This window comes from Acinetobacter sp. SAAs474 (genome assembly GCF_032823475.1).
Taxonomy (GTDB): Bacteria; Pseudomonadota; Gammaproteobacteria; order Pseudomonadales; family Moraxellaceae; genus Acinetobacter.
Map to the genome: position 1 here is coordinate 2,907,829 of NZ_CP127915.1, position 22,461 is coordinate 2,930,289.

The window sequence follows — 22,461 nt, forward strand, 5'->3', positions numbered from 1 at the left end:
ATAAGATCTTAATTAAATAATATCTATTTCCCCATACTATATAATAGAAATATATTTAAAATTTATAACTTAATCCTATTTTAATGGTACGGCCCGGTGCTGGTGTTGCTGAACGACTAATCGGATCAAGATAATATTGATTGCTAAGATTAGTCCCAATAAAATCAACAGCAAACTGCTCATCATATTGATAGTGTGCATAGGCATCAAATGTCCAAGTATCTCGCCACTGTAACGGTTGATTAAACCATGAGATATCCTTTACATTTAGATATGGATTTTTAAAGCCTTCAAAATATACAATACGTGTCCCAAGCTCTAATTTATGATCAAATAAACGTGTGCCCAATGTCAAATTAAATTGGTATTCAGGCAGTGCCATATTCACCAGATAACCAGATTGAAAACCATAATCAACACAAGCACCATTATTTATTAGACCTATAGCAGCTTGGCCTGTCATTAATAATGCTGAACTTTCATCACAAACTTTATTTTTTTGATTCCAAACTAAAGATAAATCACCAAATATTTTTCCATTATCATAACGTGCTGCTAATTCCCAGCCAGCTATTTTTTGTTGATCGACATTGGTAAATACCAAACGATTATTGCGCTCAATCATATGATTGGTTTTATTATTAAAATAAGCGAGTTTTATATCAGCAAAACCTTGGTTTAATTTCAAAAATTTTTCCATATTATAAATATAAGCTACTTCCCAATTATGTGCATGTTCAGGTTTTAAATCATAACCAGATTGTGAAGCAGAAAAACCAAGGGTTGTCTCAAATAAACTAGGTAAACGATATGCTTCACTATAATTAATATAAAGGCGATGATAAGGATTAAATTGGATTGCAGCAGATAAAGCTGGTGCCCAATTTTTATGATCTTTTTTCTTTACTACATTTTCAGTGACTGGAGTTGTAATAGATTCCAATCTCGTAGAGAGGACATTATTTTTTATATCTGAAATATTCACACTCCCATTTAATATAGGATTATTCTCTGAACTGTACTTCCCTGTTGATGGATCAGCATACCAATTATAGGCTTCAGTTTTTGTGACTGTAGTTCCTATTTGGCTAGCATAATAGTTATCCCATATACTCGTAATAGGTATATTATGCTTTTTCTCATAGCCTGCTACGTCTGCTTTATAATCATCTTGCGTATACGTTGATGCATAATTAATATAAATTTTCTTACTAACTTCTTTATTAATAGTATTAGAACCACCTGTTGATTGATTTAAATAATCATCAAATGACCAATAAGAAACTGATTTTGCCCCTGCGGTAAAACTTAACCATGAAGTGGCTTGCCAATCAAAATTAAAATAATATTGATTTTCAGAACGACGTCCTGCCCGTGGTAGCATTCTAAAAGCAACACCAGATGTGGTTCTATCATCAATAAAATCATCGTCTGTGGTTAATTTTTCTTTACTCAAATCCACGCCTAAATTTAAATTTAGATTATCCAAGAGTTGTAATTTATTATTTAGCGTAATGCCTTTACGGGTATTTTTTGCACGGGTATATGCAGTATCTTGAATAAGATAAGACTTATTTGGCGTACGATCAGAACCATAAATATTTTTGTAAACATTACATAGTCTTGCATAATTGCTGATCTGACTTGGCGTTAAATTCGCAGGATTGGGATGACAAAAGCTATAGACGCTATCAAAACCACCAATCACCGTATTTACAAAGCCACCAGAACTATAGGTATTAGAGTGGGTATCGGTTTGCCACACATTCAGTTTTAAATCTAACCAACGACTCTGATCTGGGTTGAACTTATATTCTAAATGATATGCTTTACTTCGTACGGTACTTAAAGGCCATTGCGGTAAACCATCTAAGGTATACCACCAAATACGTGATGGCATAATTTCCCCATAAGTATTGCTTGAATCTCGATAAGTCAATTGTAAGGCTTGATCATCCGTAGGTCGCCATGTGCCTTTTAATAAATACGATATCATTTCACTCGAACTATTGGTCACTTCGCCATTGGGTGAAAAATACTTGGCCATATTCGGTACCATGACATTATCACCATCATTAACACCTTGATTTAAAAAGTAATCACTGCCATGTTTTCCAGCAAAATAATTACCTCGATTTCTATAGGCATAAGCCGCGAGCAGATCAAAGCGATCTTGTTTGGTCGCTAAGGCAATTCGAAATGCTTGATCTTGTAAATCAAGGAATTTTTGATCAGCGCGATCTTTAGGATCCACACTGGTCAGGGGATCCTCATATACATTGGTCCAGCCACTCTTCCCCAATTCATCCATCACATCACGGTAATCTTGTCCTACATAAGATGTCGGTAAACGCTCTTTTACTGTATTACTGGCACCTTCTAATTTTATTTCTGCACCAAATGTTTGACCTGATCGAACAATATCATCAACCTCTAAGGTTTTTGCAGCGACCCCTCCGGCAATCCCCGTTTTAATATCACTATTCAGTGAAGCACCTTTGACCACTTGTATAGCACTAATCAAATTTGGATCAATATAACTCCGACTATTTGCCCCATTATAGCCTCGCCAAACTGTTAAAGACTGTTCTGTACCATCAATGGTCACCGGAACACGACCTTGCCCTTGCATACCACGAATATTAGGATCTAAAGCACCACTATTACGCGCATCACCACTATAGACATTCGACATACCCTTGAATAAATCAGAAGGTGTAGTCCCTTTAAAACGCTCAATTAAATCTTTACCCGCATATGTGGTGGAATAGTTTTTTTCATAAACATCATCATAACCTTGCGTATCACGATCTTTATCCGCGTTTAAGCTAATGACATCCATCTGTACCATGGCTGGCACTGTACTCACCTGCTGTTGATCTGATGTGATCTGTGTAGCTGCAATAGAATTGGATAAATTTTGCTGTGCTGAGTCACCATTTTCGACAATCACATACACATTGGCTTGCTTTTTAACCTGCAAACCAGAATCGTGTAATAACGACTGTAATGCCTGTTCAACAGACATATTCGCTTTAATTTTTGGCGCAATTTTATTTTGTACCTGTTGCGTAGCTGCAATAATTTCAATACCACTTTGCTGTGCCAATTGCTGAATTGACTGTTGCAAAGATTGACTCGGCAAATCTAATACAACCGCTTGGGCATGCAATGATGCTGAATAAATCATTGCAGCCACAACAGAGCTTAAGTTTGTTTTGTTAAATCTTTGAGGATCAATCCATCGCTGATGTTGTTGTTCCTTCAAACTCATGACGCCACGCCTTAATATAAATGATTCCTATTTACAAAGACGACTGAACGTAATGAAATGTAAACCCTATGAGTTGTTTTTTCTAATAATCCATTTCTTATCAGAAATTTTTTCAACACTTACAGCAGTTAATATGGGTAAAATTTGCATAAATTTTTGATAGTTCGTAATTTTAAATTGTCCTGTAATCTGAAGATGCTGCAACTCAGAATTTTCGATCTGCACTGAAAAATCAGCATAGCGTTGAAAATTTTCAATGGCTTTAATTAAGGGCATTTGATTAAAAACAATTTCGCCAGATTGCCAAGCCTTTATTTCATGTAAATTCACTGAAGAGACTTTGCCCAGATATTGCTGATGATTACGGATAGACTGGCCTTGTATTAAATGTAGCATCACAGCAGAAGAACCACCAATTTTAACTGCAATTTCCCCTGTCTCTACCGCAACTGTAGCATCCGTTGTATTATGTTTTAACACATGAAATACCGTACCAATATCAACGATCTCCATTTCCCCTGCAATCACTTTAAATGTTCTATTAAAATATTGAAAAAATTTATATTTTGAATGATTTACCTGAAAGCTGGCTTCGCCTTGCTGCAGTAAAATCTCTTGGCTACGTAAACGTTGCAAAACATGTATTTTTGTTTCGGTATTTAAATGAATTTTAGAACCATCATGCAAAGTCCATATTTTTTGTCCGCCTTTGACTGTTTGCACGCTCAATTGCTGATAGACCGGATTAGCATAAAAAATAGCCATACCAATCGCCACGATAGATAACACTGCCGCAGTCAGAGCTCTTTTTTTTAATTGCCGTTGTTTTGCTCTAACTAAAATCGCATCTTTCGAGGGTAAGTAAGGCAAAATATCATCTTCAAAACTGGCAAGTTTACGCTGCGTGTCTTGTAAGCATTGTGTATCGACGATTTTATGCTCATGTTTAAACGCCATTCTAATTCTGCTCTTCAGCAAACAGAGGAATGAAATGTTGTAATGCACGGGTAAAATGTTTAATCACCATCGTTCTTGAAATCCCCAATTGCTTTGCGACATCTACCTGTGTCATGCCATAAAATTGAATTAATAAAAATACATCTTGGCAAACCGGTGCTAAAGCTGAAATTTTCTTTAAAATCATTTCAGTATATTGTGCTCTGACCACACTAAACTCTTGCTCTGAAAGCCGAATTATCTCAATTTTATTTTCGATAAAATCAATCTTTCCATCATCTAAAGCATCAAAATATTTATGATAAATCTTGTCTCTTTTTAACAAGTCTAAAGCAATATTAATACTGACCTTTTTTAAAAAGGCAGCAGGATGGATTAACCCAACAAATTGTTCTGGACGTTGAAAAATACGTAAATATGTTTCTTGCACCACATCGTTGGCAATTTGTCTGTTACCAGTTTTTAGACTGATGAAATCCACCAATTCATCATAATACTGAACAAGAGATTGATGACTTGCAGCTGTAGAATGAGCCATATTGCACCTCAATACAAAATGATTCTCATTATCATTAAATAATTCGATTTTGACAATCGAATTTTGACGAGAAACGTTCACCTCATATTATTCATGTTTTATAATCTGATCAAAACTGCTAAAAACATTAGTAAAAGACAGATCATCCTATTTGATATTACGCAAGCATCTTTGATGCGCTAAATTTTGGCATCAAATGCTATTTGACATGATTCAATATTAAAAATCCGATACATATTCGATCTAAGGATTCATCATTATGCTTAAATTGACACCTTCAAGTTCTCAACCATATCCAGCATTGAACACTGACCATGATCACCAGCAAAATAGCCACAAATATGAGATGAGGTATTGTCATGACAACCAAGGTGACTGCCAAGATCATGCTCAGTAATGACAATATTTTTATCTTAAAGGGTAAAGTCCGGTCGGTTTGCCATTGTTTTAAAATTGGCGCCATCATAGGATGATTGACAATCCAAGCATGTAATTTTGCTGAACCTTTTGCTGCAAATATCGTCGCCAAAAAATAAAAATCAAAGCTAGGCAACCCAGGAATAATCAGACCTAATGTGCCCAATATCAAACATAGCCAAGCCAATACAATGCATAACCAACGTATCATCCACGATTTTGCCAATTTAGGATTTTCTAAGTTAGTAGCTAAATTTAACTTTTGTGTTGACTCAACTTGTTTCATATTTATTCCTATACCCACCCTATTTTTATTTCAAATTTTTTAAATCTGCCAATAAATCTCCAAAGCGCTTAAATCCTTGCAATGCACCCTGTACAATTTGATTTTTTTCTTGCATCGTAAAGTGAGCATCATCTAAAGTTTGCTTAAAGCGCTTCCATACAATTGCTCGACCTTCTGGATATGCAGCCAAATTACGTGCTGCAAAGTCAGCATCAAAACCAAATTTGGCTTGGGCTTGTTTAAATAAAAATGCAGCACCTAATGTTGAACCTTCAGAGACATAGATCCATCCCAAGGATTCAGGATAAGTCACGGATGTTGTTGCTGGTTTTTGTTGTTGAGGTACTAAAGCCAAATCAGCTAAATCATGTAATGCGGCATCAGAACGACCACGTACAGCTAAATCAGGAATCAGTTGTTGCACTTTTTCATCTTGATATAAATGTTCTACATCTTTTTGAAAATAATATTGCGATAAGGTAAATTGAGCATAATTTTCTTGATTTTCAAATACTCCTGCACGTTGCATCAGTACTTCCATACGATCATGTTCACTCGATGTTTCTTGCTTAAGACGCCACATTAAACGATCTTGAATCATATGTTCTGTAGATATATTCATCTTTATATTCCTTGATTTAAAATAGGGTTATATACGGTAAAGCCATGCTCATGTTTTAGTGAAACAATAAAATCGACCATAAGCTCCATCGCTGGATTATTCCTTTAAGGTAAGATCTATCGACTTTGCTGTCCTGCTTTTTCATGCTTATTCCGTCTATAAAAGTGCCTTCAATTATTCTATAAACTGAATGCATGTACTCTAGAGCAAATACAATGCTGCTTCTTTCTTAAACAACTTCAAGATAATAAAGTCTTTCCTTATAGATATAGACGAATGAGATTCACTAAATGTGCACCCTTTACTAATTTTTTTTATTTTTTAAGCGATATTTAATATATTTAGTACAATAAACAGCCGAATTTGAATAATAATGCTCCCAAGCAAAAGCTAAGAATAAGCATATTTCTGTAGCAAAGCAGATTGAGGAAGAGCCAGCGAAAGGAGGCTTTTTGAGTAAGTTCTTTAAACCCTATGGTTTGGATAAAAAAAAGCCACAACGGAGGGGTATTGTTGTGGCTGAAAACTCTTTGCCTTATGAGAAAGAGTTGAGGTTTGTTCGATCGTTTTATAATAGCGAAGTAGCATGAATCGAAAATGAAGATAAAGTATTAAAAATCTTATTTTTTATAATAATATTGTCAAAACTTATTGAAAATCATCATGCTTGTCTCAATTAAAACTTAATAATATCGTGAAACATTGTTCAGATAATCATCATAGACGATGAAAAACCACATAAAAGTGTCCTTATTAAATAATAGTGTTACTTTAATGCAATTAAATTATTGAAAAATATATTAAAATATAAAAGTTTTGTATCAAGTGTATGATGTTAATTTTAGAAAATATTAAATTTTAAATAGTTAACTATTTTGCTATTATTGTAAATAATTATCATTTATAAATATAATTATGAAAACACTTAAATTCTCTTCGCTAAGTTTTTATATAAAAAATATAGTTTTATCATTTTTAGGCTTAATACTTATAGCTGGTATCGTGATGTTTATTTTAGATAATGCTCCCCTAACTCCTCCCTATACATATCTTGGAATTGGTTCTGCAATTCTTGTCGTCATGTTTGGGGCGATAATAATTGGATATTGTAATGCCTCAAGTGCTGCAAAAGAGAAAGGGGCTAAACCTCTATATTTACATATCGTTCTAATAATATTGTTGCTCATAACAAACACGATTGGCGGGGATTTAAGCTTTCTAAATAATCTTTTAAGGGAATTATCCTATTTTATTTTTCTACAGATTGGTGTTTTCATTTATATGAGAAAAAGCAAAAGAATTTAACTCTGGATAGAAAAATTAAAATGAACGAAACAATTCACTGGATCATTCTTGTTGTAAGTTTAGCTTTTTTATATGGGGTTGCTTACTTTATATTTATCAATACTTCTACAGGAAAGCCGATTTTTGGCATAATCCCCGAAATTTTGGTATATATAGCTGCGACATACTTTATTACAAGCTTTTTCATTGACGCTCTACTTAATGATATATCTAATAAAAATGTAAAATTAATGCTTGGTAAAGCACTTATACTTTTGCTTCAAGTAATTTTTGAGCTGCCCATTGTTCGCATTCTTTAGCTGTGTCACGAGTTGCAGATGAACGCTTACCATTAATCATTATCTCAATGTAATAGGCTTCACCACGTTTTCTTGGTTTGAGGATTTTCATGACGTAAAACTCAAAATGCTTGACGTAAATTATTCGGCAGAATCGGGGTATTTCACCATTTAAGCCGAATAGCCCGATATTAGCATATATTCTTACAGACATAAAAAAAGGACCCACAAGTCGTTGAAATTGCTTGTAAACCCTTTATATATCTTGGTAGGTATATCCAGACTCGAACTGGAGACCTCTACGATGTCAACGTAGCGCTCTAACCAACTGAGCTATACACCTAGAATGGATGGCATATTATGCATTTTTAACAAAAAAAACAAGCTTTTTTTGATAAGGATATGTTTACATGCATAAGTTTTAATCAGTAAAGAATTTGTGTATATTTTTTTATCACATTTATACTGATCATCATATTTACAGAATAAAAAAGGCAACATCGCAAAGTATGTTGCCTAGATCAAACCTAACTGATATATCGCACTAACATGGGCATTTTTTTATGCCACCACCGGCACTCGGGTAACGTGCATCGACACAATAACGATAAAATGTTTTTGCATCCATTGCCTCTAGATCGGGATGATGTTTTTTCATATGTTCCAGATAATTTTGATAATCTGGTACACCGACCATTAAACGAAAGCTTTGCTGTAATCTTTGCCAGAGTGTCGCGATACGAGACCAATTCTTTGGATTAAGAATTAAATCTTTTTGCGACATAACCGTCATTTTAATGATTTTATAGATGACCGTTTTACCACTTTGAGGAAATTTAAGCTTCATCGCCACTCTCCTATTAATGTGTAACTTTCGGCGGATCAAGTTCAGCAGGATCAGCATATACCGCCTCTGCTTCATGAACTGTTGGTACAGGACTTGCTAATGCACGACGAATCACACCAATCGCAGCAATTAACATCACAATTGCCACAATCATAAAGAATGCACATAATGCTGCATTAATTTGATTTGATAAAACAATTGTCTGCATTTCTTCAAATGTTTTCGCTGGTTTTAGGATTTCTCCTGCAGCAATCGCATTTGAAAAACGATCGGCTTGTGCCAAAAAGCCAATTTTTGGATTTTCATGAAAAATCTTTTGCCAACCTGCAGTCATCGATGTAATAAATAAGAAGACTGTTGGGATGATGGTAACCCAAACATATTTTTGCTTCTTCATTTTAAACAAAATGACCGTACCTAAAATTAACGCCATTGCTGCGAGGATTTGGTTACCAATACCAAATAATGGCCATAAACTGTTAATTCCACCAAGTGGATCAACGACGCCTTGATAAACAAAGAATCCCCAACCCGCTACAGCAACAGCAGTACCTAATAAATTACCAAAGATATTACCTGAACGTTTTACCGCTGGAATAACAATACCTACCGTATCTTGTACCATAAAGCGACAAGCACGTGTACCTGCATCAACAGCAGTTAAAATAAACAATGCTTCAAATAAAATCGCGAAATGATACCAAAATGCCATCATTTCACGGCTATTAAAAATATCGGTAATGATATGTGCCATACCAATCGCAAACGTTGGTGCACCACCTGTACGCGATAAGATCGTACTTTCACCCACCTCTTTTGCCAGTAAGGTCAGTGTTTCTGGTGTGACCACAAAGCCTAACTGACGTACTGCTTCAGATGCTGATTCTACTGTAGTACCAATCACTGCTGCTGGTGCATTAATTGCAAAATATACACCGGGTTCCAAAATAGTGGCACAAATCAATGCCATGATCGCAACAAATGACTCCATCAGCATACCACCATAACCAATCATACGAATGTCTTTTTCGTTATTAATCAGTTTAGGTGTTGTACCTGAAGACACTAAAGCATGGAAACCAGAAATAGCACCACATGCAATAGTAATAAATAAAAATGGGAATAAGGCACCAGCAAATACAGGGCCAGAACCATCAACAAACTGTGTAATTGCAGGCATTTTCATTTCTGGCATGGCAAATAAAATACCTACAGCCAAACCAGCAATAACACCAATTTTTAAAAAGGTAGATAAATAATCACGTGGTGCCAATAATAACCATACAGGTAATACTGAAGCAACAAAACCGTAACCAATCAACCACCATGTTAATTCAGTCCCTGATAAGGTAAAAAATGGTCCCCAAAAGGCATGCTGTGCAACTTCTCCACCATAAATAATACCTGCCATCATCAGCACAAAGCCAATAATGGAAACCTCTGCAATTTTACCTGGGCGAATAAAACGCATATAAATGCCCATAAAAATTGCAATAGGAATTGTTGCCGCGATACTAAAGACGCCCCAAGGACTATTGGTTAATGCTTTTACCACCACCAAAGCCAATACTGCAAGAATAATAATCATCACACCTAAGGCGCCCAACATGACGACTATACCCGCAAAAGAACCTAGTTCCTGCTTGGCCATCTCGCCTAAAGAGCGACCATCACGGCGTGTAGAAATAAATAAAACCAAAAAGTCTTGAACTGCGCCCGCCAATACGACCCCGACCAGCAACCAAATAGTTCCCGGTAAATAACCCATTTGTGCAGCTAAAATTGGTCCAACCAATGGTCCTGCACCTGCAATTGCAGCAAAATGATGACCAAAAAGTACACTTTTATTGGTGGGTACATAGTCCAGACCGTCTGCAAGACGATGTGCTGGTGTTAAACGTCGTGCATTTAATTCAAAAACTTTATTGGCAATAAATAAACTATAAAAACGATAAGCAATACTATATACACAGATTGCAGCTAGAATTAGCCAAACTGCATTGACATGCTCACCACGACTGATTGCTAATATTCCGAAAGATATTGCACCCAATATAGCCACAAAAAGCCATATGAGTTTTGAAGTGATTGATAACTTCGGTTGAACTGATTCCATGTCAATTCCTCATCTAAATACGCTATTTAATAAATCCGCATCAATTTTTTCTATTTAGAGGCGCTGCAGTTTTGATTGTGAGACTTTACTCTCCTTATTTTATTTTCTATCTAATACTTTGGCATTAAGTTAGGAAAAAGCATCATTAAAAAAGGGATGATTTTCATCATCCCTTGCTATAATAGTCCATTTACTGACCATTATGCACGTTCTAAATATTCGCCTGTACGCGTATCTACACGAACACTTTCTTCTTGTTGTACAAATAAAGGGACTCGTACGACAGCACCAGTTTCAAGTTTAGCAGGTTTACCGCCACCACCTGAAGTATCACCACGAACACCTGGATCTGTTTCAACAATTTTAAGTACGACAAAGTTTGGTGCACTCACGTTTAAAGGGACACCATTAAACAACATAATAGTGCATTTTTCATTTGAATCATCTTTTAACCATTTTGCGGCATCGCCCATCGCGACTTTATCTGCAGCAATTTGTTCAAACGATACAGGATCCATGAAGTTCCACATTTCACCATCATTGTATAAGTATTCCATTTCAACTTCTACAATGTCTGCGGCTTCTAGTGAATCACCCGATTTAAATGTTTTTTCTAACACTTTACCCGAACGAAGATTACGTAGTTTTACACGGTTAAATGCTTGACCTTTACCTGGCTTAACATATTCGTTTTCCATGATTGAACATGGGTTTCCATCAAGCATAACCTTAAGGCCTGACTTGAAATCATTCGTAGAATAATAGGCCATGACTGGCGCACTCCAAACTAATTAACTTAAATATTAATATCGCGCAACTTACTGACAAAAGCGCTTAACAACTTTATCGGTATTGATACGACATTTTTTTCATGCTGCGTATTGTAAATGAGCAAGCCATAACGAAGCAATGAAAATCCTCTGCCGAAGGCTTGCATATCTTGATAAAATACTCGCTTCAGCCTAATTCTCAGCTTTACGCAGAATTTTCAAGGATTTCATCCATACATTTTAGAAAAAATATCCATTATGTTGCGATAATTTATTTACAATGACAGTAAGTATTTTATTCATTCGTGTTATGACCCACTATTTGTATCAAGAAAAAAATTGGCAATCTCAGCTCAGTGAACTTATTACTGATCCTTTAGATTTACTTCAAACACTGCAATTATCTGCTGATCAACTTTTATCTGGTGCAATTCTTGCGTCAATGCAATTTAAACTGCGTGTACCTCGTGCATTTGTCAATAAAATGCAGATTGGCAACCCACTCGATCCATTGTTATTGCAAATTTTACCACATCATTTAGAACTGAAGGATCATCCAGATTTTGTAACAGATCCTTTAGGGGAAGAGCAAGCAAATCAACAACCCGGTGTGTTACACAAATATCAATCACGCTTCTTACTTACCTTAACAGGTGCTTGTGCAGTACATTGCCGTTATTGCTTCCGTCGACATTTTCCATATCAAGAAAATTTACCTAAAAACGATGATTGGCCACATATTCAACAATATATTCAAAGTCAGCCGCAGATTAATGAGGTGATTTTAAGTGGTGGTGATCCACTAACATTATCGAATCGCAAATTAAAAATTTGGTTAGATCGCTTAGCAAGCGTGCCACAATTAAAATACTTACGTATTCATTCTAGAGTACCAATTGTCATCCCCAATCGGATTGATGATGAATTTATTCAGCTCTTGAAAAGCACTAGGCTGCGTATTATTGTCGTGGTACACTGCAATCATGCCAATGAGCTGGATGACTTTACCTGCAGAAAACTCAATGCATTGGTACAGGAAAATATTAGCGTACTCAATCAAGCTGTGTTATTACATGGTGTTAATGATAGTGCCAACGTTTTAGCTGAACTTAGCTATAAACTTTTTGATACAGGCATTTTGCCCTATTACTTACATGTATTAGACAAGGTCAAAGGCGCACATCATTTTGATCTTCCCGACCATGACGTCAAACAAATTTATTCCGATTTATTGGCCAGCTTACCCGGTTATTTAGTGCCTAAATTGGTTCGAGAAATTGCAGGTGAAAAAAATAAGACGCCACTTTTTGGTGCCTTATATTAGTATCCATATATGATTCATACTTAAATTAAAAAAATAATAATAAGGCATGCAAACTTTTAATCCTTTAGAACACTCAGATCCACTTATTCGTAATGATCTGAGTTTTTGTCAAAGCTCAATAGAAGGTTTATCTACTTGGGCAACTCAATTAAATCATTTAGCACTGGGACATGCTGCCAAGGCATTACTTCAAGCCTTAAATGAAATTTCCGAACTTAATTGTGAGGCAATACTGCGATTTAATCTAGTTCAAACCCTGTATCCATACTATGAACAAGTAGTTAACCGTATTGAAAAATATGCGCTGCAACCGGCATTGCTGAGTCCTCAACGGCAAAATCATTTAATAGAATTATTGTTTTTACTTCGTGCAAAATATATCAAAATTCATTTTCATATTGCTCAAGATTGCCATCAACAACGCCACACACGGCGTTTGGCATTTTATCAATTTAAATCAAAAAAAATGCTGCGTATTGCCACGATCTTGGCCAGTTATTATGCACTACAACAATTAAGTTACTTACTTTATCAACAACAACGCTTCTGTACGACAGCGGTCGCTCAACAATGGTATATCGCACATCAATTAATGTATCTTGCCATGCAACAGCATGATCAGAACATCAATATTAATCGTCTCCAAAATACAGCCTATCCACTGCATACTATCGGTCAAATGTATGCGCATCTGATATTACTCAGCATACTCAATCTCCATCAACTACCAAATCTAGATATGCATACGGTTTATCTATGCAGTATAGATTGGGCTAAACTGATTGCTATTTCGCACAAAGAAACGATCTTATCGCGCTATTCTATAGATGCAGATCAAGATCTTCCTCCAATCCATGATCAGCAACCCAATCAAAAAAGTAATATTTTTGTTGTGAGTCATCATTTATTACAACATCTTGATCAAAATAATCAGCAACAGTATCGTACATCAGCGCATGAGAAAGTATATTTATCCCCCCGACTATATTTTCATATTCATCATTTATTAACACAAAATACTGGACGTCGCTATATACGTTTTACTGATCATGCCATGCTCAATCTTTATATTGGTTTTGATGTTGCGCATCATTACTTAGGGCACAATACAAGACATCAGCGACAGTTCAACAGATATTTCAACCACTCGCAGGATATGACACACCGCTCCCCCTTCTCGACCACGCGGCCAAAACTTGTAGATATTCAACATCCTTTAAACGTGATCACAGCAAAAGCTTATCGCGTGAGTATCATTGATAGAAGTATAGCAGGAGGCTATCGTATTCGCTGGGCAGGCAAAAAACCCGCCCATATTGAAGTCGGTGAATTTATTTTAATGCAAGAAAATCAATTAAATCCTTGCTTCGCAGGTTTAATTCGTTGGATTAAATCACCTGCTGATCAACATACTGAAATGGGATTAGAGCTGTTAGCACAGCATTTGGCAGCCGCTATAGTAGCAATTGTAGATCATGAAGTCAGAATATCGGAGATCAGCTATCCTGCTATTTTGATCCAAAATACAATCATAACCCCCACCTATACGACTTTAATTGTTCCCAATCACAGTATTTTTAAACCACAGACTCAACTCTGGCTTCATTTAGGAACAGCACTATTACGCATCTCATTAGGGACAACTGTTTTTATTACAACAAATACCATCGGATTTCGTATTGAGCTAGAGTCTGCTCAAGATAAAATGATATTAGATCAGTATTTAGTTCCATGATTATATTCAAAATTTATCGCATAAAAAAAACGGGCAATTGGCCCGTTTTTTTTAATTTGACAATTAACGTTTGATTGAACGTGACATGCCAGAAAAACGTTGTTTGAACTTGTCGATACGGCCACCTGTATCTACATTCTTTTGTTTACCAGTATAGAATGGGTGACAAGCTGAACATACGTCAAGATAAAGAGTTTCTTTACCTAGCGCTGAACGAGTTTCAATCACGTTACCACATGAACAAGTCGCAACTAATTTTTCATATTTTGGGTGAATATCGGCGCGCATCGTCGATTACTCCATAAAATTAAAGAAGGTTTTGCTGTATCGCAATTGATCACTCTCATTAAATGAGGAAAAGGCCTAAATCAACATCACACGATGAATAATTCAGCAGATCAACACCATAACAGACCATTCTTTTGGCCCACCGAGACGGATACCGTCAGAGCTAAGCACAACAAGTGCCATTATTATACGCGAATCTTAAACAAGATGCGAATATTCTTTAGCGGATCATCAAAATCCAGATTGCCCTCAGTGCAGGTCATTCAACCAACACATCCGTTAATTATTACGAGCATGTTCATCTTGCTGAATCAATTCAATTTTATAACCATCTGGATCTTCAACAAAGGCTATTACCGTCACGCCACCTTTCATCGGTCCAGCCTCACGTACCACTTTTCCACCACGTGCTTTAATGTCTGCACATGCTTGATATGCATCATCGACTGCAATTGCAATATGACCATAGCCATTGCCTAAATCGTATTGTGCAGTATCCCAGTTATAGGTAAGTTCAAGCACCGTATTTGAGGCTTCATCACCATAACCAACAAATGCAAGTGTAAAGCGCCCTTCCTCATAATCTCGTTTACGTAACAATGTCATGCCTAATACTTCGGTATAGAATGCTAAAGATTGTTCTAAATTGCCTACACGTAACATGGTATGTAACATTCTCATGTCTTATCTTCCTATTTCTCTTTAAGACTGTTGATGTTGTTTCAATAACTTGGCCACCCAAATCACCAAAAATAAAATAGGGATACCAATTAAAGTGGTCATCAAAAAGAAATCTGGATAACCAATTTTAGTCACAATGGTACCCGAATACCCACCTAAAATTTTAGGTGTTAAGGTCATTAATGAACTAAAGATTGCATATTGAACTGCTGTAAATGACACACTGGTTAAACTTGACAAAAATGCAATAAATGCTGCACCAGCCAATCCAGCAGCCAAATTATCAACGACAATCGCAAAATAAAGCCACGTTGAACTATAAGATTTAATGACTTTTCCTTGAATTTCTATATTTTTCATATCCAATGAAACTGGGGGAATTTCATGTAAATCAACACCCAATTCAGGTTTTCCAGAGCTAAATTGGTAACTTCTTTGGGTTTTTAACACTTTATTTTGCGGTATCAATGTAACGGTTGCAATAATTTCTTTACTTGCTGATCGTTGTAATGCGTCTGCATCAATCACCGCACTAAAAATTTGCTTTGTATCCAGCTTAGCAACAAATGTCTGTCCATCTAACGTTAAAACAACCGGTTTTTCTGGATCAAGCTGCTGCTGATCTATGCCAGCCAATTGCCCACGTATCACAACCCCCTGCTTTAATTCCTGTGGAGATAAGTGATCATCTGAAGCAATCGGTAATAATAATATTTGTGGCTGCTTCTGTGCCAATAAATAAGGTAAGGTAAATGATCTTAAACTTGCGGGCTGATTTTGATACTGTACGCCCACTTGAATATGATCTGACTGCGTGAATACTTGGCTCGGTATCTGAATAGACCATAAACCGACCTCATCAGGATGTGCCACATAATGCTGATTACCAACCTGAACAGTCACATCACCTAAAGGGGTCCCTGACTTTACTAAACCAATAAAAATTAAGTTGGTCATACTGGCCAAAATTGCACCGACAAACATCAATTTCATGATATTCATACGCTGTGCCAGTAATCCCCCCAAAAAACCACCCAATAAGCTAAAAATTACACCATATACTTTAACTGCTTCAGCAATTTGTTCTTTGGTAAAGTTCAGGTCTTGGTAAAACACATTGGAAATCACCCCTGAAATAATGTCAGAAATACGGTAAAAGCCAATTAATAACAATAAAACCAGTGCTAATTTAACGCCATAGCGCCGAAAAAAATCAGCAATCGGATTGACCCAAGTGTCATAGGCCATTTGTTTATTTACAACGCCAATTTTAACCAACAGAATACCGATACACAGTGCAACAATGCCTGAACCAATAAAACGGACGGCCTCCAAGGCAAATAAAGTCAATGCATCTGAAATTTCCACGGTAGTTTTAACATAAAGAATCAGCTGATCTGCAGAAATATAACTACCGACAAAACCTAAAACAGTAATAAAAAAAACCAAAACCAAGCGATAATAATCAACTTTACGATATGATTTGCGGATACGTTCAACCTGTGGTTCACGTACAATCAATGTAGTGACTACACCGACCAACATCACGGCCGCCATCGCCAAATAGGTTAATTTCCATGCTTGGTAAATATAATTGCCTTTCGACGTTCCTAAATACGCGGCCAGAAATAAAGCACCAGCACCCGCGATGATCATACCGATACGATATCCCGCATTATAGGTTGATGCTAAAATAGTTTGCATTTGTGTATCAGCAAGTTCAATTCGGTAAGCATCAATGACAATATCTTGCGTCGCAGCAGAAAACCCGAGTAACACCGCACCAAAGGCCATTTGATATAAATAGCTTTGCCCCAAAGAAGGATCCGAATAAGCCATAATAAAAATAGCGACAATAATCAGCAATTGTGCAATCAACAACCATGCACGTCGACGCCCCAGCTTTCGGGTTAAAAAAGGAACTGGCAACTCATCAATTAAAGGGGCCCAAACAAACTTAAATGAGTAGCCTAAAGCTGCCCAGCTAAAAAAAGTGATGGCACTTTTCTCAATCCCTGCTTCTCCCAACCATAGCGATAAACTTGAGAAAATTAATAAAATAGGGATCCCTGCAGAAAAGCCAAGAAATAGCATAATCAAGGCACGGCGATCTAAAAATGCAGAAAAGGCTGCTTTCCATCCTGTTGAAGCGGTTGTCATTCGGCTCATTATTTTTGGCAATATCAATAAGCGCTATTCAAACGCTTAATGCAAATCGTTTCAACCCGATTTCTGCAAACAGTCAAAAAAAATCAGAATAAATGCAAATTGTTTGCTTGAATTTTTCATGTAAACCTGTATACCTTAAAACTCTATCGTTTATATTTTGTTTTGGATTTCACAGTGACGCAAAAACTCGATCAAGTTCATTCTTCTTTATCTGCCAAAACGACCAATCAAAACCAAGCTTCATCTCAAAACCAGTTGATTTCCGCTTTTGAACAACCAGAAATTCATAGCACATTAATGCATACACAATTAAAACCAGAACAACTCACACATATTCCCAACTTGGCCAATATTCCGACCTCGACCAAGAAAATTAAAGCATTGAATGACTTTCTGGGACAGGATCGTGCACGTGCATCAGTCGAAGCAGGTATCGCACTGCCTTATTCTGGCTATAATATTTTTGCAGTGGGTACTGCTGGTTTAGGAAAGCGCACCATGATCAAGCGCCTACTACAACAACAGGCTAAGCATATGCCAACGCCGGCAGATTGGGTCTATGTCTATAATTTTCAGCATCCTCGACAACCTATTGCCTTACAGCTTCCTACAGGACAAGCTGCCAAATTTCAAACTCAGCTACATCAAACTTGGAAAACGATTATTCAGCAACTTGAGCGTCGTTTCACTGCAGAAAGCTATCATAATCGTATTGATTCTATTCGCCAACATGCTGGAGATGAGCAACAACTGGCCTTAATTGAACTGACCAAAGAGGGAGAAGATCTCGATTTAAAATTGATTGCCAGAAATGATGAACATTGTTTTATTCCAGTTCATATTAAAAATAATAAAATTCATGAAATGAGCCAAGAAGATCTTAATGCGCTCAGTGCACAAGATCGTGCAGAAATTACCAGCAACCTACGACATATGAATAAAAAGCTGGAGCGTTTAGGGTTACATTTAGGGCATTTAGAAGATGATGCCCGTGATCAAGTTCAAGTGTTAAATCGTGATATTGCAACACAAGTCGTGATGCCTCGTATCCAGACTGTATTAAATAAGTTTGCTGAAGTACAAGGTTTAACCACATATTTAAAAGACTATGCAGAAGATATTATCAATAATGTTGAAATCATTCTGGAACAAGAAGAGGATGATTTTACACCGGGCTTGTTTAGCAAAGTGCCCTCACGCTATCAAGCCAATATTATGGTGTCACATAAAGCCAATAGCGGTGCACCTGTTATCTTTGAAGACTTCCCAACACACTATAATTTATTGGGACATGTCGAACAATTAACACAACATGGCACTATTACCACAGATTTCACACTGATCCGTTCAGGTGCCTTACATCAAGCCAATGGTGGATTTCTTATTTTAGAAGCAGAACAGCTTCTTGAGCAACCTTATGCATGGCAAGGTTTAAAGCGCGCCATTAAATCTGGACAACTCAAACTGTCTTCACTAGAGCATATGCTAACCCTTACAGGAAGTATTTCAATTGAGCCTTCACCTATTCCGCTCAATATTAAAGTTATCCTGTTGGCAGAACCAGAAATCTATTATGAAATGTTAGAACTGGAACCTGATCTGGGCAGTATTTTTAAAATTCGTGCCGATTTTACCGATACACTACAACGTAATGAAAACAATGAACAAGCGTATATGCAGCTCATCGCAGATTATGTTCAATCTGACAAACTTTTACCTTTTGATCGCAGTGCATTGGCTGCGCTATTGACTGATTCTAGTCGTCAGGCAGAAGATCAAAGTTCATTATCCTTACATGCCTTAACACTCGGTGACTTGATTCGTGAAGCACATCATCATGCGCTACAAGCTGAGCATAAAACCGTTAGCGAAGCCCATATTAATCTAGCACTGGATCATCGCAAATATCGCCTAGGTTATTTAAGAGAGCTGTATTGGCAAGATATTTCTCGCGGTACACAACTGATTGAAACACGTGGCTATCGTTTAGGTCAGGTAAATGCTTTATCTGTCATTCATTATGCTGATGTTGAATTTGGCTTACCATCACGTTTGACTGCCTCTGTCTACCAAGGCGGTGGAGATATTCTGGATATTGAACGCAGTGTTGAATTAGGTGGTGCATTACATGCCAAAGGCGTACTGTTAATGTCAAGCTTTCTCAAAGCACATTTTGGTCGATCACAAATTTTACATTTTTCTGCCGCATTGGCATTTGAACAGAGCTATGGTCAAGTCGATGGAGATAGTGCAACTGTGGCAGAACTATCTGCTTTAATTTCAGCCATTAGCCAACTTCCTATTGATCAGTCATGGGCCATTACAGGTTCAATGAACCAATTGGGGCAAGTCCAACCTGTTGGTGGTGTGAACGCCAAAATCGAAGGTTTTTTTGATGCTTGTAAATTACAGGGATTAACAGGCCAGCAAGGTGTAATTATTCCGCGACAAAATATGCAACATCTGATGCTACGTAAAGATGTGATTAACAGTGTCACGCAAGGTCAATTCCATATTCATGCCATTGATACCATTGATCAAGCCCTTGAAATTCTCATGGCGCGCCCTGTCGGTAAAATGGATAAAAAAGGTCGTTATAGCAAAAACTCTATTTTTGCGGCAGTTATGGCACAACTTGAATATTGGCAAGCCATAGAAGATGGTGAAATAATCGAAGAAAAACCGAAGAAAAAAAGCAAAAAGAAAAGCAAGAAAAAACACAAGGAGCAACCAGCCGATCCAAAAACGACTGTGGATGACACGCTATTGCCATTATCTACAGATTGATTCTGCAACTGATCATGCCCATAGATCATCCATCTAGCGGCATGATCTTATGCAAATGATCTTATCTGAGTCATTGATCGTGAATTCAATAGCAGAACTGCAGAAAGTTCGAGCACGATCCTCAAAAAAATTAAGGAGTTTATCGCTAAACTCCTTAATTTTATGTGTCGTCTTGCATAATTGGCATGCAATATTCACGATACGATACGGACTTAAGCCTCAGGTGCTGGGCTATATTGTTCAACCAAAGGTTTTAACTCACCTTTTTGGAACATATCGAGCATAATGTCACTTCCACCAATTAACTCACCATTGATCCATAATTGTGGAAATGTTGGCCAATTTGCAATTTGTGGCAAAGTTGCACGAATATCTGGATTTTCCAAAATATTAACATAAGCAAATGGGCGACCAATTTGACTAAGTGCCTCTACTGCACGCGCAGAGAAACCACATTGTGGAAATTGTGGAGTACCTTTCATATAAAGAAGAACTGCATGTTTAGCAATTTGGTCACGAATTAACGCTTCAGTATCACGTGCTTGTTCAGTCATTGATCAATCCTCAACTAATCTGTTTGGCATTATACCCAAATCTCGACAAAACAGTATCGTTAAAGCAATTTTTATCATTATATTTACATTGAGACTTTAAATTTTCAACAGATTTTGCTTATATAGAACGACTTGATGCGTTTAAATAATACGCATCAATTGGTTAATTTCAATTTCCCTCTCACAGATAAGAGTTCGTCATGAATAACATTACCCTTGCCCCTGTGCAAACTGATCAACCCTCTCACTTGATGCCAGTCTTTGGTCGTCAGCCGATCAGCTTTGTCCGAGGCCGAGGTGCTTATCTTTATACTGCAGATGGTACAGAATATTTAGATGCACTCACAGGTATTGCAGTATGTGGTTTAGGCCATTCACACCCTGCAATTACAGAAGCTATTGCTGAACAAGCAGCAACCCTCATCCATACCAGTAATTTATTTGAAGTTCCTTGGCAAACTGCAGCAGCACAAAAATTGGCAGAAGTGGCTGGAATGGAAGAAGTTTTCTTCTCTAACAGTGGTGCCGAATCAAATGAAGGTGCAATTAAAATTGCACGTAAATTTGGTCATATGCAAGGCATTACACACCCTAAAATTATTGTTGCAGACCATTCGTTCCATGGACGTACCTTAGCCACACTTTCTGCTACAGGTAATTCAAAAGTACAAGAAGGCTTTGCACCTTTAGTCGAAGGTTTTATTCGTGTACCTTTTGGTGATATTCAGGCTATTGAAGAAGCTGCGATTCAACACCCAGATATCGTTGCCATTCTGGTTGAACCTATTCAAGGTGAAGGTGGTGTCAATACAGCACCTCAAGGCTTTCGTTATCTCGAAGAAATTCGCCAACTCTGTAATCAACATCACTGGTTAATGATGCTTGATGAAGTACAGACTGGAAATGGTCGTACTGGTCAATATTTTGCCTATCAGCATACCAATATTGTGCCAGATGTACTCACTACAGCAAAAGGTTTAGGGAATGGCTTCCCGATTGGTGCAGTGATGACTCAAGGTCGCGGTGTGGGTATCTTAACAGCAGGTAATCATGGTTCTACTTATAGTGGAACAGCACTTGGTTCACGTATTGTTTATACCGTTATCGATACTTTGCAAAAAGAAAATCTGGTTGAACATGCCGCACAAATAGGAACATACTTAGTCGAACAGTTTAAATGCAAACTTGCTGATCACCATGTTATTGTTCGTGGTTTTGGTTTAATGATTGGGATTGAATTGCCAAAACCATGCGCTGAATTAGTTGCTATTGCCCGTGATAAGCATCATTTAATTATCAATGTCACCGCCAATTCAGTCATTCGTTTATTACCGCCATTGAATATGACACAGCAACAAGCAGATGTTCTGGTAGAGCGTATCGTTGAATTGGTGAAGAATTTTCTTGCTGAGTAAAAAAGAACGTGGTCTATTTATAGATGAGTAATCATAAAACAACAAATAGACCCTTACCTTAGATGTCTAAAAAATAAGAGCTGCAATGCAGCTTTTAT

18 protein-coding genes and 1 tRNA gene are annotated in these 22,461 nt (G+C 37.0%); 5 read left to right on the forward strand and 14 right to left on the reverse strand.

Annotation, left to right across the window (positions count from 1 at the left end; genetic code table 11):
- Window positions 1-55: 55 nt before the first annotated feature.
- The 5 genes from QSG86_RS14520 to QSG86_RS14540 form a co-directional block, all read right to left on the reverse strand.
- The gene (locus QSG86_RS14520; protein WP_317032153.1) at window positions 56-3,274 is read right to left on the reverse strand and encodes a TonB-dependent receptor; all 3,219 of its coding nucleotides are present in this window, start codon (window positions 3,272-3,274) and stop codon (window positions 56-58) included.
- 66 nt (window positions 3,275-3,340) lie between these two features.
- Window positions 3,341-4,231, reverse strand: coding sequence for a FecR family protein (locus tag QSG86_RS14525; protein WP_317032154.1), 891 nt, complete (start codon window positions 4,229-4,231; stop codon window positions 3,341-3,343).
- A 1-nt stretch (window position 4,232) separates the two neighbouring features.
- The gene (locus tag QSG86_RS14530; protein WP_317032155.1) at window positions 4,233-4,769 is read right to left on the reverse strand and encodes a sigma-70 family RNA polymerase sigma factor; all 537 of its coding nucleotides are present in this window, start codon (window positions 4,767-4,769) and stop codon (window positions 4,233-4,235) included.
- 277 nt (window positions 4,770-5,046) lie between these two features.
- On the reverse strand, window positions 5,047-5,472 hold the full coding sequence (locus QSG86_RS14535; protein ID WP_317032156.1) for a YbaN family protein: 426 nt from the start codon (window positions 5,470-5,472) through the stop codon (window positions 5,047-5,049).
- 25 nt (window positions 5,473-5,497) lie between these two features.
- Complete coding sequence (locus tag QSG86_RS14540; RefSeq protein WP_317032157.1) at window positions 5,498-6,094, reverse strand: biliverdin-producing heme oxygenase; 597 nt, start codon at window positions 6,092-6,094, stop codon at window positions 5,498-5,500.
- Window positions 6,095-7,009: 915 nt separating this feature from the next.
- On the opposite strand from QSG86_RS14540, the gene QSG86_RS14545 reads away from it, so the two are divergent.
- Complete coding sequence (locus tag QSG86_RS14545) at window positions 7,010-7,399, forward strand: hypothetical protein (RefSeq protein ID WP_317032158.1); 390 nt, start codon at window positions 7,010-7,012, stop codon at window positions 7,397-7,399.
- Between the two features lie 246 nt (window positions 7,400-7,645).
- Here QSG86_RS14545 and QSG86_RS14550 read toward each other — a convergent pair whose 3' ends face one another.
- The 5 genes from QSG86_RS14550 to efp form a co-directional block, all read right to left on the reverse strand.
- Window positions 7,646-7,789, reverse strand: coding sequence for a hypothetical protein (locus QSG86_RS14550; RefSeq protein WP_317033364.1), 144 nt, complete (start codon window positions 7,787-7,789; stop codon window positions 7,646-7,648).
- A gap of 154 nt (window positions 7,790-7,943) precedes the next feature.
- Window positions 7,944-8,020: transfer RNA gene (locus QSG86_RS14555), tRNA-Val, on the reverse strand.
- A gap of 201 nt (window positions 8,021-8,221) precedes the next feature.
- Window positions 8,222-8,524 carry a YbdD/YjiX family protein gene (locus tag QSG86_RS14560; protein ID WP_317032159.1) on the reverse strand — a complete coding sequence of 101 codons (303 nt, stop codon included), beginning with the start codon at window positions 8,522-8,524 and terminating at the stop codon, window positions 8,222-8,224.
- A 13-nt stretch (window positions 8,525-8,537) separates the two neighbouring features.
- Window positions 8,538-10,640, reverse strand: coding sequence for a carbon starvation CstA family protein (locus tag QSG86_RS14565; RefSeq protein ID WP_317032160.1), 2,103 nt, complete (start codon window positions 10,638-10,640; stop codon window positions 8,538-8,540).
- A gap of 200 nt (window positions 10,641-10,840) precedes the next feature.
- Complete coding sequence (gene efp, locus QSG86_RS14570) at window positions 10,841-11,410, reverse strand: elongation factor P (protein ID WP_317032161.1); 570 nt, start codon at window positions 11,408-11,410, stop codon at window positions 10,841-10,843.
- A gap of 310 nt (window positions 11,411-11,720) precedes the next feature.
- Between efp and epmB the strand changes: the two genes are divergently transcribed.
- A complete protein-coding gene (gene epmB / locus QSG86_RS14575; RefSeq protein WP_317032596.1) occupies window positions 11,721-12,734 on the forward strand; it encodes an EF-P beta-lysylation protein EpmB in 1,014 nt (337 codons plus the stop codon).
- A gap of 46 nt (window positions 12,735-12,780) precedes the next feature.
- Window positions 12,781-14,469, forward strand: a complete 1,689-nt coding sequence (locus QSG86_RS14580) for a hypothetical protein (RefSeq protein WP_317032162.1) — start codon at window positions 12,781-12,783, stop codon at window positions 14,467-14,469.
- Between the two features lie 63 nt (window positions 14,470-14,532).
- Here QSG86_RS14580 and rpmE read toward each other — a convergent pair whose 3' ends face one another.
- The 3 genes from rpmE to QSG86_RS14595 form a co-directional block, all read right to left on the reverse strand.
- Entirely contained in the window at window positions 14,533-14,757 is a 225-nt protein-coding gene (gene rpmE, locus QSG86_RS14585) for a 50S ribosomal protein L31 (protein WP_004662919.1), read from the reverse strand.
- Window positions 14,758-15,036: 279 nt separating this feature from the next.
- Complete coding sequence (gloA, locus tag QSG86_RS14590; RefSeq protein WP_317032163.1) at window positions 15,037-15,438, reverse strand: lactoylglutathione lyase; 402 nt, start codon at window positions 15,436-15,438, stop codon at window positions 15,037-15,039.
- Window positions 15,439-15,459: 21 nt separating this feature from the next.
- On the reverse strand, window positions 15,460-17,598 hold the full coding sequence (locus QSG86_RS14595; RefSeq protein WP_317032164.1) for an AmpG family muropeptide MFS transporter: 2,139 nt from the start codon (window positions 17,596-17,598) through the stop codon (window positions 15,460-15,462).
- A gap of 183 nt (window positions 17,599-17,781) precedes the next feature.
- Between QSG86_RS14595 and QSG86_RS14600 the strand changes: the two genes are divergently transcribed.
- Window positions 17,782-20,394 carry an ATP-binding protein gene (locus QSG86_RS14600; protein WP_317032165.1) on the forward strand — a complete coding sequence of 871 codons (2,613 nt, stop codon included), beginning with the start codon at window positions 17,782-17,784 and terminating at the stop codon, window positions 20,392-20,394.
- A gap of 212 nt (window positions 20,395-20,606) precedes the next feature.
- Here QSG86_RS14600 and grxD read toward each other — a convergent pair whose 3' ends face one another.
- Window positions 20,607-20,948, reverse strand: a complete 342-nt coding sequence (gene grxD, locus QSG86_RS14605; RefSeq protein ID WP_086199334.1) for a Grx4 family monothiol glutaredoxin — start codon at window positions 20,946-20,948, stop codon at window positions 20,607-20,609.
- A gap of 200 nt (window positions 20,949-21,148) precedes the next feature.
- On the opposite strand from grxD, the gene QSG86_RS14610 reads away from it, so the two are divergent.
- Window positions 21,149-22,363: an aspartate aminotransferase family protein gene (locus tag QSG86_RS14610; RefSeq protein ID WP_317032166.1), complete on the forward strand. Its 1,215-nt coding sequence runs from the start codon at window positions 21,149-21,151 to the stop codon at window positions 22,361-22,363.
- Window positions 22,364-22,461: the final 98 nt, after the last annotated feature.

What these genes read in the sequence shown, in the direction of transcription:
- QSG86_RS14565 (WP_317032160.1), bottom strand. Translation starts at nt 10,640, where the DNA reads ATGGAATCAGTTCAACCGAAGTTATCAATCACTTCAAAACTCATATGG.
- rpmE (WP_004662919.1), bottom strand. Translation starts at nt 14,757, where the DNA reads ATGCGCGCCGATATTCACCCAAAATATGAAAAATTAGTTGCGACTTGT.
- QSG86_RS14520 (WP_317032153.1), bottom strand. Translation starts at nt 3,274, where the DNA reads ATGAGTTTGAAGGAACAACAACATCAGCGATGGATTGATCCTCAAAGA.
- QSG86_RS14535 (WP_317032156.1), bottom strand. Translation starts at nt 5,472, where the DNA reads ATGAAACAAGTTGAGTCAACACAAAAGTTAAATTTAGCTACTAACTTA.
- QSG86_RS14610 (WP_317032166.1), top strand. Translation starts at nt 21,149, where the DNA reads ATGAATAACATTACCCTTGCCCCTGTGCAAACTGATCAACCCTCTCAC.
- QSG86_RS14530 (WP_317032155.1), bottom strand. Translation starts at nt 4,769, where the DNA reads ATGGCTCATTCTACAGCTGCAAGTCATCAATCTCTTGTTCAGTATTAT.
- QSG86_RS14550 (WP_317033364.1), bottom strand. Translation starts at nt 7,789, where the DNA reads ATGAAAATCCTCAAACCAAGAAAACGTGGTGAAGCCTATTACATTGAG.
- QSG86_RS14525 (WP_317032154.1), bottom strand. Translation starts at nt 4,231, where the DNA reads ATGGCGTTTAAACATGAGCATAAAATCGTCGATACACAATGCTTACAA.
- grxD (WP_086199334.1), bottom strand. Translation starts at nt 20,948, where the DNA reads ATGACTGAACAAGCACGTGATACTGAAGCGTTAATTCGTGACCAAATT.
- efp (WP_317032161.1), bottom strand. Translation starts at nt 11,410, where the DNA reads ATGGCCTATTATTCTACGAATGATTTCAAGTCAGGCCTTAAGGTTATG.
- QSG86_RS14580 (WP_317032162.1), top strand. Translation starts at nt 12,781, where the DNA reads ATGCAAACTTTTAATCCTTTAGAACACTCAGATCCACTTATTCGTAAT.
- QSG86_RS14595 (WP_317032164.1), bottom strand. Translation starts at nt 17,598, where the DNA reads ATGACAACCGCTTCAACAGGATGGAAAGCAGCCTTTTCTGCATTTTTA.
- QSG86_RS14560 (WP_317032159.1), bottom strand. Translation starts at nt 8,524, where the DNA reads ATGAAGCTTAAATTTCCTCAAAGTGGTAAAACGGTCATCTATAAAATC.
- QSG86_RS14545 (WP_317032158.1), top strand. Translation starts at nt 7,010, where the DNA reads ATGAAAACACTTAAATTCTCTTCGCTAAGTTTTTATATAAAAAATATA.
- gloA (WP_317032163.1), bottom strand. Translation starts at nt 15,438, where the DNA reads ATGAGAATGTTACATACCATGTTACGTGTAGGCAATTTAGAACAATCT.
- epmB (WP_317032596.1), top strand. Translation starts at nt 11,721, where the DNA reads ATGACCCACTATTTGTATCAAGAAAAAAATTGGCAATCTCAGCTCAGT.
- QSG86_RS14540 (WP_317032157.1), bottom strand. Translation starts at nt 6,094, where the DNA reads ATGAATATATCTACAGAACATATGATTCAAGATCGTTTAATGTGGCGT.